The sequence below is a fragment of the Mobiluncus mulieris genome (assembly GCF_014204735.1).
Classification (GTDB): domain Bacteria; phylum Actinomycetota; class Actinomycetes; order Actinomycetales; family Actinomycetaceae; genus Mobiluncus; species Mobiluncus mulieris.
In genome coordinates, this window is the sequence record NZ_JACHMA010000001.1 from 1,203,550 (window position 1) to 1,218,176 (window position 14,627).

Consider the following 14,627-nt stretch of genomic DNA (forward strand, 5'->3'; position numbering starts at 1 on the left):
GGACAAAGTTTTAAAGTCCCTGATACTCGCTGGCTCGCAAGAATCTGGGTCGTCCTGCCAAGTCCTTTTCGATGTGTGCCCGCGCGAATCCCAGGTCGCGTGCCGCCACGACCAAAGCTTCCCCTTGGGTTTCTCCGTGTTCCATCACCACAGTTCCCCCGGATACCAGCAGTTTTGCCGCGTTTTCCAGGAATCTGCGAGGGATGTCCAAGCCGTCTGTCCCCCCGCCGTAGAGGGCTTGGGGTGGGTCGGCGGCGGCCTCGGGTTGGGTTACTGTCTCGATTACATAGGGAGGGTTGGTTACTATAACGTGGAATTTCGGGGTCGCCTTGGTTTCGTTTGCTCCGTTGTTTTCGGATTCATGAGGTGCCGCTTCGGTTTGGCATTCGCCCTCCGTGGCGGCGACTTTTCTGTCCGTTTCATGAGGTGCCAACCGGGAATCAGCTGTAAGTGCGGATATAAGCCCCCCTAAATCCGTAGCATCGGCCAGTATCACCCGCGCCTTTATCCCGCACAAATCCGCATTTTCCTGCGTCAAGGCTACGGCCTCGGGACTGATATCCACACTGGTTAAAACCGTATCCGCGACCTCGGCAGCCACAGCTAGCCCCAGTGCGCCCGACCCGCATCCGAGATCCAAAACCTGGGGAGGTATTCCCTGTGCCCCCCAAACTTGAGCTGTCTCGATGCCGGCTTCGGCGACCCACTCGGTTTCCGGACGCACCACAAATACTCCGGGTCGCGCCCGCAATTTGAGTCCTCGGAAATACATTTCTCCCATCACGTGTTGCAAGGGAACCCGGTGCGCACGCTGGCCTACAAGCGCAAAAAACTCTTGATATTTCGCTGCATCGAGACGCTCGTCATAAAGTGGAGGGTGCTCCAACACATGCTGCAGCAGCCAGGAAGCTTCCATGCGGGCATTGCCAATCCCGGCTTCGTTGAGTACAAAGGCCGCATCGTTCACTGCTGCCCGCGAGGAGATATGCTCCGGGATTTTCACTGTTTTTCGCCAACAGCGGCAAGGCGTGCAGCTTCGTCGGCATCGATGGCGGATTGGATTACCGGTGCGAGCTCTCCGTTCAAAACTGCGTCCAAGTTATAGGCCTTGTACCCGGTGCGGTGATCCGCAATCCGGTTTTCCGGAAAGTTATAGGTGCGGATTCGCTCGGACCTGTCCACGGTGCGTACCTGGGAAGCCCGGGCTTCAGCGGCCTCTGCTTCACGTTTTTCCTGTTCTAACTGCATCAGGCGCGATCGCAACACGCGCATCCCAGCTTCTTTGTTTTGCAACTGAGATTTCTCGTTTTGCATCGACACCACGATGCCGGTGGGAATGTGGGTGATACGCACCGCCGAGTCGGTGGTGTTCACGGATTGTCCCCCCGGCCCCGAAGAACGATACACGTCAATACGCAAGTCATTGGGATCTATCTCGATATCCCCGGTTTCTTCGGCTTCCGGCATTACCAGTACCCCGGCAGCCGAAGTGTGGATACGGCCTTGAGATTCAGTGACGGGCACTCGCTGAACCCGATGCACCCCACCTTCGTATTTCAGGTGTGCCCACACGCCTTCTTCTGGGGTGGGATTACCCTTAGCTTTGAACGCGATTTGGGCGTCTTTAACCCCGCCCAAATCAGATTCAGTCAAACCCAAAATCTGTACGGCCCATCCCATTTTTTCCGCATAGTGTTGGTACATACGCATCAAGTCCCCAGCGAATAGGGCAGATTCTTCGCCGCCTTCTCCGGCTTTGATTTCCATAATCACGTCACGGGCATCGTCGGGGTCACGTGGGGTGAGGATTTCTATCAGCGCAGCTTGAACAGTATCGAAAGCTTCTTGGAGTTTCGGCAGTTCCGCCGCAAAATCCGGGTCTTCGGCAGCCATCTCCCGTCCGGCTTCCAAGTCGTCTTGTGCCTCCAAGAAGGCTCGCGCGGCCGCCGCAACTCGTCCCAGTTCCGCATAGCGACGTCCCACCCGGCGGGCACGTGATTGGTCAGAATGTAAATCCGGGTCACTCATTTCGCGTTCCACGGCGGCGTATTCTTCAAGCAGGGGTTCAACCCCCGCCAGCTCGGGGGGAAATTTAGACATGATGTTCCTTTCAAAAGCACCCGGTTTCACCGGTTAGAAATTAAAGCAAAGGCACCGGCTCGCCCCGAAGGGTCGAACCGGTGCCAAAGCAAAGCTATTTAGCCGCAGTGGTTTCGCTAGCAGCCTTCTTAGCCTCGGCGGCCTTTTTTTCCGCCGCCGCTTTCTTGGCCGCATTGTACTTGGCATAGCGCGCCTCGAAGCGATTAACACGACCTGCAGTATCCAAAATCTTTTGCTTCCCGGTATAGAAGGGGTGGCAGGCAGAACACACATCCACGCGCATTTCACCGGAAGTCAAAGTGGAACGAGTGGTAAAGCTGTTTCCACAAGTACAGGTAACCCGAGTTTCAACGTACTCCGGGTGGATATCCTTTTTCATCAATTTCTCCTAGGGGTTTCAATGGGTTCTGGGTCCGGCGGCTTTTCCACAGGTGAACCAGGAACCAGGGTCTATTATGCCACAGCTAATCATAACTGTTGAAAAATGCTACCGCGCCAGTCCCGAAAAGGAACTGAGCCTAGACCATGTAACCGGCCTGGTTGGCCGCGATATCCCCAGTCAAGCCCAGTTTTTTGGCACGGTGCCCCAAAACCACCACCCAGGTAATAATCAGAGCATAGACCACCACCGCCACAAGCACCTTTACCAGTGGTAACAGCGGCGAGGGAGTCAAAAAGGCCTCTTCGATTCCCGCTATAGCCAAAAGCATAATTAAAGCCATGCCCACCGGCAGCAGCTCGCGCCCGATCTTTGCAAAGGCTTGGGTACGCGGCAAGTCCCCGGGCACGAAAATTGCCCAAAATAAACGCAGGCTCACAGCGGTGGCCAGCACGATACAGGACAATTCCAGGATGCCATGGGGGGTGATTAACCCAAAGAAAACCTTGATGTCCCCGTACTTCGCCAATATCGCCCCGGCCATACCTACCTGGGCAAAGTTAGTAGTCAAAATCATCAGGGGAATCACCCCAGTCATAAATGTGGCTACCATTTGCACGGCGATAGTGGCGTTATTCGTCCATACTTGCGCCATGAAGTCTGGGGCGGGGTTATTGGAATAATAGGAGATAAAGGCCTCTTGAGCGTATCGCTGCAAATCCGACTCACTGCCTTGGGCAGTCATAATCTCTGGGTGGTTAAACACCCAGAATCCTGCGAAAACCGCTATGAACAGGGAATACACCAAGGTAGCTAAAAACAGTGGTCCCAAGCGATACATGGCTAGAGGCAGGGTAACCGTAAAGAAGTATCCCAAGGTTTTCAAGGTTCCCGCCCGTGCCCCGCTGATGCGGCCGCGGGCGGACTGTACAATTCGGGTCAGCTCTAAAACCAAATCGGGATCGGTAGCTGAAGAAGTCAAAGTGGCTAAATCTGAGCTTGTACGTTGGTATAGTCCCACCAGTTCGTCGACTTCCGCACCGTCCAAACGCCGTTTCCGGTTCAGTCTTTCCAGTCGTTTCCAGGCTGGGCGTTGCCTTGCACTATACGCGTCAATATCCATAATGGTAATCTAACAGTAATATGGAGACTTTTCGCGGCGAGAAGATGCGACCAGATGTTGTGATCACCGGCGAAGCAGTGGCTTTGCTGGTACAGCCGGCATCCCTGTTTTTACGTGTTATTTCAGGCCTAATCGACATTGCGTCCGCGATTGTGGGCATGGTGTTAACTGGCGAAGTCGTGGCTTTGTTTTATTTTTTTGGTCCCACTGATCAGCTGCCGATAAACAATTCTGCCCAGCTCATGGCCTTATCCGCTACGACAATAGCGTTTTGGGCATTTTTCTATCCCATGATTGTGGAAACCCTGACCCACGGTCGTTCCCTGGGTAAGTTCGTGGCGGGAACTCGCGTGGTACGCGACGACGGTGGCCCGATTACATTCCGTCACGCCTTTATTCGTGCTCTGGTTGGGGTGGGCGAAATTTGGTTCACCGGGGGTGCCGTGGCGATTCTGACTGCTACCTTCAACCGACGTTCCCGGCGGGTCGGGGATTTCTTTGCCGGAACCTATGTGATTTCCGAACCCGCAGTCACCCGCCGTCAGGCGCTGCTCCTAGCCCCGGAGCTCGCGGGTTGGGCAATGGTCGCACATGTCAAAGAACTTGACGGGGCATTTTCAGTAATGGCACGTCGTTTCTTGCAAACTGCAGGCAAGATGCAACCTGAGGCACGCCGCCAGGCCGCCCTACAGATAGCCAACGAGCTAGAGCCCTCGGTTTATCCCCCACCGCCGCCCAACACAAATCCGGAACGTTTCATTGCGGCAGTGCTGGTGTTGCGCCGCGACCTCGAATACGAAACCTATATGAGGCGCGACGCAAATATTTCCCAGAAAGTCGCGGCGGTCTCTGCCCCGAAATACGGGGTTTAAACTCGACAACCCCCGAATTCATCATCGCAAAAAACGGGGAAACTTGGCGTTATCCAAGAAGTCTACAATACTGTTTTGTCTGTCAGAATTTAGCTGCGCAGTTGGACATAAACCTGACGTGATTGAGCTAAATCTGGGGAAGGCTCCAAGGAGTCAATCCCCAAGCCATCCCCCAACTCGGTGGTTAAAACCTGAGTCACATACAAATCCGGAGCCTCTACCAAATCAGCCGCTTCCTCGGTCAGGGGCACCACCGCCGTGGTTCCAGCCTTTACCACATGGGTGTGACCAGCAACTTTAAACTCACTATTTGCCTCGCCCAGATTCGTCACCAAAAGTTGTCGATTAATTGCTGCCGGTCCCAGCACCACTCCACCGCCGGGAGGTAAAGCCGGCAGCCAAGCATGATCACGCATGAACCGTCCTGGGTCTTGCTCGGACTCCCCACCGTGACGATACACCACCGCTCCCGCCACCACCGGGTCTGGAGACGTGACCACCACCGCATAGTTACCCGCCTGCAATCCTCCCAAAGTAAAATCGGTGACGGTGCCGGCATCCAAGGTAACTTTGGCTCCGCCAGGCAAAGGGAAACGACCGTTTTCATTTACAACCTCTATCGAGGCATGGGTGGTTTCCGAACCAGGATTCAAAATCCGCACCGCTCCCAAATCCTCGCTCATCGCCACCCCGGGAATCACCTGGGTTCTCCCCGGAGCCACGCTGGCATGCACCAAGGACACGCCACCCGCTGTCAGTCCTTGCAAATTGTGGGTCATCAAAGAAGCTGCTACTCCCGCCCCGGAAGCACTCACGTGTACCGCGAGGCTTTGCAGACTGGGCAGCGCGGATTCCAAAGGAATCGAAACCTGGTCTTTAGGGTTAATACGCAGTTTCTCGCCGCGCGGGAAACGCTGTTTTCCGGTATCCCCCCAGACTTCTACCTTGGCTTCCACCGGATTCGCCGAAGGATTCATGAGTTGCAACACGGTGGAGTTTCCCGGGATAGTAGCACCCCCCACCAACCAGACATCCTGGGAGGCGACCTGGCATGTTCCCGTAGCCAAGCCGCGATAGTCTCCCGAGGACACCGACTGCTCAATATCAGCCGCCGCCAAAGCTGCCCGGTTTTCCCAAGGAGCCGCACGTAAAAACCCACTTACCGGCTTAGAAAAACGACCAAAAAGCATCGCCGAGCGGGGGCGTAACACCAGGTCAGACCGGGTGTCTTCGGGAGGCTCGCTCTCAGCCTGCGCATCATCATCCTTGCCTCGAGACTTTTTTTTCGGGACAGACGTCGGTGCAGCGCTAGCGGTCGGGGTAGCGGCTGGCACCTCATGAACGGAATCAACTAGAGGCGAGAAAACCGCATCCGTCGGGACTTTACCACTACGTGCCAACACGGTGGCGGTCAGCGATCCGGCAATCTGGGGGGGTGCGACCCGCTGTCCAGCCGCATCCACCGCTTTCGGATTCACTGTGGGAGGCACAGCCGGGCAAGACAACACTACCTCTGCGGCAGGAACTGGCACCGGCTCTCCATAACGCACCCCCCCAGTTACTACCGGATGCTTCCAAGCAAAAACCACCAGGGCAAGACTCATGCCCCACACCAGCACGGTTCCCAAGCCCCAGTGCAACACCATTTTCAAAGTCTGTACCCCGGCGCGAGGCTCGCGCGCTTTCCCCACAGCATTTTTTCCTGAATTTGTCACACTTTCACCTCCGAGACTCGCCGCAAAGGCAAAGCCGCCGCGAACGCGATAAACAGCCATAACACCAGCACCGCTCCCCACAACTGATAGGGCAGATATGCATAGCGAATCTGTAAGGAACCCTTGCCGCCCGGCAATCGATACAGATTATTCCACTGACCGTTGTCCACAGCACTCAAAGGCTTACCGTCAAGATGCAGCATAAAGTTAGCATCGCGACGCTCCGAGAGCGCCATCAATCGCCCCTCACTACCAGCCGGCAAAGCCACCTGTCCTGGGACTCGCCCTGACAAAGCCATAGCCTGGTTTTTCTCGGTAGGCCAACTGGGGCGACCCCCAATCCAATGAGCCGAAGCCACCCGTACCAAGCCGGCTTGACTATCATCGCCGAGTCGCCACACCGTCCCCGCTGCGGTTTGAGTCACCCGCTCCAAGTCAGCGGTGGAATCCAAGAGATTCACTAAATGGCGCACCGGTTCCGAATCACCGTTCGCCACCACAATAAAGTGAATGTCGAGACTGGCCAATTGCTCGCTTAGCCGCGGAGTGTCACCCCCCAACACCGCCGCCACGGTCTGGGACAGCACCGTGTCGGCGGCATCGGGACTGCGCGTCCCAGACACATTTTGATAATTCTTCAGTTTCACCCACGGCGCAGCCTCGAACACGGTATCGCGCCACCCTCGCCACACGCTGGCCTCTACCAGGATGGACTGATTGGGGGCGGCTTGCACCACCAAGTTCAAACAACGTTGCTGTTGGGGACCAGTCTGGCCATTCACCACCGTGGCCGGCAACATTTCTTCGTGGAAAGCCTGGAGACGCCCAAAATCGCTGGCTCGTGGGTGCACGATTTCGCTAATCAGACCCGGTGCCACCCCCACCACCGGGATGAACACCGCCACCGCCAACCCGACCCGACAGGTTTTTTCAACCCACCCAGCGACTTGAAGGGGGGTATCCAAACGCAGCCGGTTCCAGAAAGTCACTGCCGCCGTCAGCAGCCCCGCATGATACACGGCCAAGCCCGGGCCGGCCCAGGCCGTGACCGCATGTGCCTCGTGGACAGCCACCGGAGTTACCCCAGACAACCCGGCGATAGCCAAACCGCACAGCGCCAAGATTACCGACCAGTGCGAGGCTAGGCTGTGCCCCGGCACCACCACGCTGACCAGCGTCACTATCAGTGTCAGCAGCACGGGCGCCACTGCCAGCCACTGCCAACCGGGCAGCGGCAGAGCCAGATGCACCTGACGCAAAGAAAGTGGCCAACCAGTTAGCAAATCCATCCAGTTCGGAGTCGGCGATTCCTGGGGCACCCCCAGGGTAGATACCCACAGCGGCCACTGGTTGGGGTGGCTCAAGGTACGCAACAGCATCGGCAACACCAGCCACGCCGAGGGCAGCAGGATAATCAGCAGGTGGCGAAAGGCGAGCCGGGCGTGGGTCGCTTTGGGCGCGGCCTCATGAGGGGATAGCCCGGATGGCGAATAATCCGCCGGAATTCTGGACACGCCCCTCATGAATCCCAAACCCAAAAGCAAAACCAACGGCACAATCAAAACTTGAGCGGCACAAACCGCCACGAAACCAGCCAAAGCTGCTAAACCAGCCTGAATGATTCGCGCCGATTCCACCGTAATCTCTACCGGTTCATTGCCGTCGCCCATCACTATTCGGGTGTGCCCCGCTCCACTGGCTCGCGCCAACGCCCCCGCGAACAGCGGAATCGCCCAGGCCAATATCCACCCAGAAATCTGGCCAGCCCCCAGACTCGCCAGCAAAGCCGGGGACAGCACCCAAGACAAAGCCGCCGTAATCCGCAAAGGACGGGAAGTGGTCATCACTGCCGCCGCCCACCAGGCCGCGAGCCACGCCACCGGCAGGGTCGCGAAACCCAAGATAGCCAGAATTACCGGACTCTTAATCCCCACTGTCCCGAGGCACACCCCCAGGATACCCAGCAGCAGCCCCAAAGGGTCGGCCGCTAGAATCTGGGAGCCGTAGCCCAGTCCGGCCGGCAGCCACCCAGAAATCAGGTGCGCCCAAAACTCCGAGGATGCCTCTGGCAAGCTAGGCAGCGCTCCCCCAGCGACCCCGCCCAGGGCGAAACGCCCAGTCAACAAGGAAATCATCAACAGAATCAGCGCCACCACCAGGGAAAGTCCCGCATCGATATTCTTTTCGATGATATAGTTTTGCCGGGCTTGCTGGTCAGTAATCAGGGGTTTACGCGCGTCTTTGGCGATTTTTCGCAGGGTGACCTTGGCCTGCCAGATTTGCCTCCCTTTAATCTGTAAAGGTTTCAGGGCGTGACTCGGGACTCTTTGGTGGCGGGCACGCTTCAGCCGGGCGCGCCACACCCCCACGGGGTGAAACACGGTGACCAGGGTGGCTTTTAGCTCCCCGGCGGCCAGTTTAGGTTCCTTGGTGACAATGCGCCACCCAATGCGAATAACGCCTAGAATCAGCACCACCAGCGGCAGGAAAATAAACTGCCACCAGGGTGCGGCTACCAACCAGTTATGCAGTTGCGCCACCCTTCGAGGGGTGAAAGAGCGTTTTGGATCCGGTTCCAGAGCGTCTTTTTCTTCAGCCAGGCGGGTCGCGCGGGTGGGCCGCCCGCCGTCGGGGCCGCGCAGTCCGTAGTATCCGGCAAGTTTGTGGTACACGACGGCACGAGGCGCCACTTGGACGCGATACCCCGCCAAATGCACCCGGCGGCAAAACTCCAATCCGTCCCCAAAGGAACCAAGCTGCGGGTCGAAACCTTCTAGTTCGAGATAGGTATCCCAGTCGACCAGCATCGCGGCAGTTCCCACCGCGAGTACATCGCTGCGACCATCATATTGCCCCTGGTCGATTTCCCCGGCATCCATTTCCTGTAGACGCCGACCCGAAGCAGTGGCTTGAATCCCGACTTCTAGCAGTTGCGCGGCCTTGTCCCAGGCACGTTGTTTGGCGCCCACCACCACGGTATCATCGCTGGCAGCAAAAACGCGCAGCTGTTCTTCCAGGCAAGTCGCGTCGGGTGCCGAATCGTCGTGCAGCAACCAGATGGCGGCACCGGATTCCAGCTTCGGGAAATCGGGGGAAAGACGCGCCTGTTCGAGAGCTGCCCCCAGGTTACGAGCCCCGGGCGCGGTTAAAATCTGGGTGCCGACTCGCCGCGCCACCCCAGAGGTAGAAACGTCAATCACATAGACAGATTTCGGGGGGGTAGTTTGGCGCGACACTGCCAACAAAGTCGCCGCTAGGTAGGGAGTTTCCCCGGAGGTGACGACGAAAGCGCTGACTTCTAATGGCATAGGTTTAAGGTTAGCGTTTTTAGGGGCTGGTTCCTAAGTGGCGCGGTCGGGGCGTGTTGCCTAGTTTGCTATCCAGTTGCTGTTGCCGGGAGGGTATTTGGCCGGCGGGGTTGGGCTGGGCTGGATTGGTGGGACTGGTTGGGTTGCCCCTTCATGAGGTGCCATCCTGGATTTCAAGCCCTGGCCGGGGTTTCACCTAGGACACCCGTCGTTTAAAGCGGCGGCGTTCTCGTTCTGAGAGGCCACCCCAAATACCGAAGCGTTCATCGTTGTCCAAAGCGTATTCCAGGCACTGTTCGCGCACCTCGCACTGAGCACACACCGCTTTCGCTTCCCGGGTGGAGCCGCCTTTTTCCGGGAAAAAGGCTTCGGGATCGGTTTGGGCACACAAGGCTTGGGCTTGCCAGGCGAGCGGCCCGTTGAAAATATCATCTATGGCGGTGGAGGTATCGACATAGTCGATGGCTCCCTCACCAAACAGATTCCACATATTCAACGCACCTCTCTTGTATCGAGTTCTTTAGTTTCCCGGCACCCGAGGCCTGTCTCGGGCCGCTGGACGGGAAATCGCTAGTACCAAGTTACACGTTTGTCATTCATATTCACAAGTGATTCACGAGGTGCTTGTCCCTAAACCGAGCTCAATCCGCTTGATTACCCAGCTAAACCGCAAGTGTGATAAATATCACATTTACTACGACACACCATGGACCGTTTGCCACAAAACCGGATTTTGGGTAATTGGGAATCCGGCGGATTTAGGGGATATCGGATTGCATCACCACCCCGTGTCCCGATGCATAGACCGGGGTTTTATCAGCACGCACAAACACAGCCTGTCCCGGCAACAAGCGCAACTGGTCAGTTTCCGCGTCACTGAGGATGGCTTCGCCCTCGATACACAGCACAATCCGCCCCCCGTGCCCTGGCAACAGCTGAGGGTCGCCCAACTTTGTAACCGACAGTTCGAAGTCATCCACTGGGGCATAGAACACCTGGGTGGAATCCGTCACCCATTCCGGGGCAATCCGCACCGGGGGTGCTGCCACGTAGTCCAGACAGTTCAACAGTTCTTGGCAGTCAACGTGTTTCTCGGTCAACCCGGCGCGCAACACATTGTCGGAATTCGCCATGATTTCCACGCCCAGCCCCGAAACATAAGCATGAATCCCTCCCGGGGGGGTGAACAGAACCTCGCCGGGACGAAGTGATACCGGGTTCAGCATGGCAGCTACTACCGCCCCAGCATCCCCCGGATATTGACGTGCCAGGCTGGTGACCACCCGATCAACACGAACCGAAGGTGAAACCCCCGCTTGTAACCGGTCACTCATCGCCGCCACCGTAGCCTCTACCTGGGGAGCTGCCGGGGTAGTGTGGGGGGAAAGCAAACGATCGGTGACCTCCCGGATTCCCTCAGGTGAAGGCTGCGCGCGCAGCTGAGAAACAATCTGAGTGGCCAGTTCCGTATCCAAATCGGAAAAGATTTCCACAATACGCCGCGGGGCACGGAAACCCGCTAAGGCTTCGAAACGGGTCAAAGCGTAAATCAGCTCCGGCTTATAGTTGGGGTCTTTGTACATGCGCTGGGCAGCATCAAGGGGAATCCCGGCGCGTTCTTCGACATCAAACATCAACTGGGCATGTTCCCGATCCGGGTGTACCTGTAGAGACAGGGGCCGCTTAGGGGCAATCAGCTTTATTAAATACGGTAAACGTGCCCCGAAACGTTCCACCACCGAAACCCCCAGGGTGCCCTCGGGGTCGGCGCTAATCCAATCCGCCAAGGAAATCGGGTCAGCCGATTCATCTGACAGCAACGCAGATGGCGACAAACGATGCGCCCCGAACCAGACTTCAGCCAGGGTTTCACCCGGTTCGCCAATACCAAAGTGTTCCTGGATAGCGGTATCCGATCCCCAAGCGTATTGCTTCTTTACTCCACTGATACGTTCCATGTTTCCTCCCGACGCCTTGTTACCTCTGATTTTACTTAAAAACCCCGCCAATGCGGGAATTTACCAGGCCGAATTACCAAGACAGCTCTTTGGGGATGGCACCTCATGAAACCGCAATCCAACACACCGCCACAAAGCCGCGCCACACCCCGTACCCTGATAGAATTCCCGTATGCGTGGAATTATTTTAGCCGGCGGTTCCGGCACTCGGTTACACCCCATTACCCAAGGCACTTCAAAGCAGCTGGTGCCGGTGTATGACAAACCCATGGTTTACTATCCTTTGACCACTCTGATTCTGTCGGGGATAAAGGATATTCTGGTTATCACTACCCCACATGATGCCCCGGCTTTCCATCGGCTGCTGGGGGACGGCTCCCAGTTCGGAATCAACCTGTCCTATGTGGTTCAAGAAGTCCCCAACGGCCTGGCACAGGCATTCGTGTTAGGCGCGGATTTCATCGGACAGGATTCTGCGGCTTTGGTGCTGGGTGACAATATTTTCTATGGACCGGGCATGGGCGACCAGCTGCAACGTTTCCATCGTATTGACGGGGGCGCAGTGTTTGCCTATCACGTCCACAACCCCCAGGCCTATGGTGTGGTGGAATTCGATTCGGATTTCAAGGCCGTCTCGATTGAAGAAAAACCGGCACAGCCAAAGTCCAACTACGCAGTGCCTGGGTTGTATTTCTATGACAATGACGTGGTGGGAATTGCCCGCGACCTCAAGCCTTCGGCTCGCGGGGAATACGAGATTACCGACGTGAACCGTCAGTATCTGGAGGCCGGGAAACTGCATGTCGAAGTATTGCCGCGCGGCACCGCCTGGTTGGATACCGGGACTTTCGATTCCCTGGCGGACGCGACGGCCTTCGTGCGTACCGTTGAGAAACGCCAAGACCTGAAGGTAGGCTGCCCCGAGGAAGCCGCCTGGCGGCGCGGATTTTTGAGCGACACGGATTTAGCGCGGGTGGCCGAACCGCTGCGTAAATCCGGGTACGGCGAGTATCTGCTCGGACTATTGCAAGACTAAACAGACACCATCCGTCGCGGGCTCGCTAACGGGTTCGGACTCATGAGGTGGGTTCATTAGGTGTCAACCGGCATTTCCGGCTGACACCTAATGAGAAAACCAAAAACTAGCGGAAGTCTGCCAAAACCTCCCCTGCGGCGACCTTCCAGCGTGAATCCCACTGGCCTATCGGTGCCACCCCAATCGCCTCCAGAGCCCTATGCCCCAACACCGAAAAAGCCGGGCGCGGCGCCGGGCGCGGAAAATCAGCCGTAGCAACCGGAACCACCATCGCCGGATTCCTACCCAAAGAACGAACAATCTCCTGAGTAAAACCATACCAACTGGTTTTCCCACTGGAAGTACCGTGGTAAATCCCCGTAGGAGCTTTAGCCTCCACCAGGCGCCAAATCAAATCCGTCAAGTCTCGCGTCCACGTGGGTTGGCCAAACTGGTCGGCCACCACCGTCAACCGGTCGTGTTCACCAGCCAGACGCGCCATCGTTTTAGGGAAACAGTTCCCTTTCGCCCCGTATAGCCAAGCCGTGCGCACAATCAGATAGTCTTTGCCTTGCGCCTGCAAAGCCCATTCCCCAGCCAGTTTCGTGCGACCGTAGGCGCCAGCAGGTGCGGGCAAAGCGTCCTCCGGACATGGAGTGTCACGATCGGCTGGTTCGTCAAATACATAATCAGTGGAAACATGCACCAAACGCGCCCCGATTTCCCGACACTGCACCGCCAAATATTGCACCGCCTTAGCGTTGACGTCAAAAGCCTGCCGTTCCTGTTCCTCCGCCGCGTCCACCGCAGTGAAAGCCGCGCAGTTCACCACCACGTCCGCATCGCGAACTTGAGAACGTAGCGAGTCAAAAAGAGTTAAATCTACCTGCGGACGGTCCAGGGACTGAACTTCCTGGTTCTTAGATTGAAGCAACTCCACCACGTCCTGACCGAGCATACCTTTAGCTCCGAGAACTATCCACCGCATTTTTCCACCTTACTTTCGCCTCTCAAAGCGGACATTCGGAGCGTCGGCTAGTGACCCTGCCGGGCGTATTTGGCCTCCGTAGCTTCCTTGGTGGGACGCCACCAGGCTTCGTTACTCTGATACCACTCGATAGTGTGACGCAAACCCTCCTCAAAGTCGGTGTACTTGGGCTCCCACCCGGTTTCCTCACGTAGCTTAGTGGCATCTATCGCATAGCGGCGGTCATGACCGGGACGGTCTTTAACCTGGTCGAAATCATCTTCGGGGAACCCCATCATCTTGTTTAATGCCTGCACCACTTGCAAGTTGTTCTTTTCCCCATTGGCACCAATCAAGTATGTCTCCCCCAAGCGGCCTTTGTTGATGATAGCCCACACTGCCGTATTATGGTCAAGCACATGAATCCAGTCGCGCACATTCAAACCATCCCCGTAGAGGCGCGGACGTACCCCGTCCATACGGTTAGTAATCATGCGGGGAATGAATTTTTCAACATGCTGATAGGGACCGTAGTTGTTAGAACAGTTCGAGATGGTAGCCTCGATACCAAATGAACGAATCCACGCGCGAACTAACATGTCAGAACCCGCCTTGGAAGCGGAATACGGCGAAGACGGCCTATAGGGCGAATCGGGCTCAAACTTGTGCGGGTCATCCAGTGCCAAGTCCCCATAAACTTCATCGGTGGAAATGTGGTGAAGTCGCACCCGGTGACGCCTGCATGCCTCCAGAGTGTTAAACGTTCCCACCAGGTTGGAATAGATAAAAGGCGAGGGGTCGACTAGTGAATTGTCGTTGTGAGACTCAGCTGCAAAATTTACCACCAAGTCAGATTCTTTCACCAACGCATCCATAAGGTCTTTATCTTCAGTAGAGCCAACCACCAGCTTGACCCGATCAAGACCCTCAATGGATTTAGGGTTGCCGGCATAACCGATTTTATCGATAACAGTAACCGTGGCATCCGGATGCTCTTCCACCGTAGTGTGGACAAAGTTAGCGCCAATGAACCCGGCTCCACCGGTAACCAAGACATGCATTCAAAATCCTCCCTCATCTGTTTTATTCGATGCTGCTCCCCACTAGCTTACACATCTCCACTGATAGCAGATGGTCGAACATGGCGCGTGGCGAAAACCAAAACTTTTAGCACCGCACTACCCGATACA

General features: G+C 56.6%; 11 protein-coding genes and 1 pseudogene. 2 read left to right on the plus strand and 10 right to left on the minus strand.

The genetic code is table 11. The annotated features are described in order from the left end of the window. Positions 1–10: 10 nt before the first annotated feature. From F4555_RS05400 to F4555_RS05415, 4 genes and pseudogenes are all read right to left on the minus strand, one after another. Entirely contained in the window at positions 11–1,003 is a 993-nt protein-coding gene (locus F4555_RS05400; protein ID WP_115325997.1) for a N5-glutamine methyltransferase family protein, read from the minus strand. Continuing rightward, complete coding sequence (gene prfA / locus F4555_RS05405; protein WP_115325996.1) at positions 1,000–2,100, minus strand: peptide chain release factor 1; 1,101 nt, start codon at positions 2,098–2,100, stop codon at positions 1,000–1,002. The genes F4555_RS05400 and prfA overlap by 4 nt, the downstream gene beginning before the upstream one ends. Positions 2,101–2,278: 178 nt before the next feature. Further along, positions 2,279–2,479: pseudogene (rpmE, locus tag F4555_RS05410) on the minus strand (50S ribosomal protein L31); the annotation flags it as partial. Between the two features lie 139 nt (positions 2,480–2,618). Continuing rightward, entirely contained in the window at positions 2,619–3,602 is a 984-nt protein-coding gene (locus tag F4555_RS05415) for a stage II sporulation protein M (protein ID WP_115325995.1), read from the minus strand. A 20-nt stretch (positions 3,603–3,622) separates the two neighbouring features. On the opposite strand from F4555_RS05415, the gene F4555_RS05420 reads away from it, so the two are divergent. Continuing rightward, positions 3,623–4,474, plus strand: a complete 852-nt coding sequence (locus F4555_RS05420) for an RDD family protein (RefSeq protein ID WP_103759092.1) — start codon at positions 3,623–3,625, stop codon at positions 4,472–4,474. Between the two features lie 89 nt (positions 4,475–4,563). Here F4555_RS05420 and F4555_RS05425 read toward each other — a convergent pair whose 3' ends face one another. The 4 genes from F4555_RS05425 to manA form a co-directional block, all read right to left on the minus strand. After that, positions 4,564–6,189, minus strand: coding sequence for a DUF5719 family protein (locus F4555_RS05425; RefSeq protein ID WP_036369516.1), 1,626 nt, complete (start codon positions 6,187–6,189; stop codon positions 4,564–4,566). Further along, a complete protein-coding gene (locus F4555_RS05430; RefSeq protein WP_103759093.1) occupies positions 6,186–9,497 on the minus strand; it encodes a glycosyltransferase family 2 protein in 3,312 nt (1,103 codons plus the stop codon). The genes F4555_RS05425 and F4555_RS05430 overlap by 4 nt, the downstream gene beginning before the upstream one ends. A gap of 196 nt (positions 9,498–9,693) precedes the next feature. Next, the gene (locus F4555_RS05435) at positions 9,694–9,987 is read right to left on the minus strand and encodes a WhiB family transcriptional regulator (RefSeq protein WP_103759094.1); all 294 of its coding nucleotides are present in this window, start codon (positions 9,985–9,987) and stop codon (positions 9,694–9,696) included. Between the two features lie 268 nt (positions 9,988–10,255). Next, a complete protein-coding gene (manA, locus tag F4555_RS05440; protein WP_004012159.1) occupies positions 10,256–11,455 on the minus strand; it encodes a mannose-6-phosphate isomerase, class I in 1,200 nt (399 codons plus the stop codon). Positions 11,456–11,627: 172 nt separating this feature from the next. On the opposite strand from manA, the gene rfbA reads away from it, so the two are divergent. After that, on the plus strand, positions 11,628–12,491 hold the full coding sequence (rfbA, locus tag F4555_RS05445) for a glucose-1-phosphate thymidylyltransferase RfbA (RefSeq protein WP_004015669.1): 864 nt from the start codon (positions 11,628–11,630) through the stop codon (positions 12,489–12,491). 106 nt (positions 12,492–12,597) lie between these two features. On the opposite strand, the gene rfbD is transcribed toward rfbA, so the two are convergent. Both rfbD and rfbB read right to left on the minus strand, forming a co-directional pair. Then, on the minus strand, positions 12,598–13,458 hold the full coding sequence (gene rfbD / locus F4555_RS05450; RefSeq protein WP_004015668.1) for a dTDP-4-dehydrorhamnose reductase: 861 nt from the start codon (positions 13,456–13,458) through the stop codon (positions 12,598–12,600). Between the two features lie 47 nt (positions 13,459–13,505). Next, on the minus strand, positions 13,506–14,498 hold the full coding sequence (gene rfbB / locus F4555_RS05455) for a dTDP-glucose 4,6-dehydratase (RefSeq protein ID WP_004012156.1): 993 nt from the start codon (positions 14,496–14,498) through the stop codon (positions 13,506–13,508). Between the last annotated feature and the right edge of the window lie 129 nt (positions 14,499–14,627).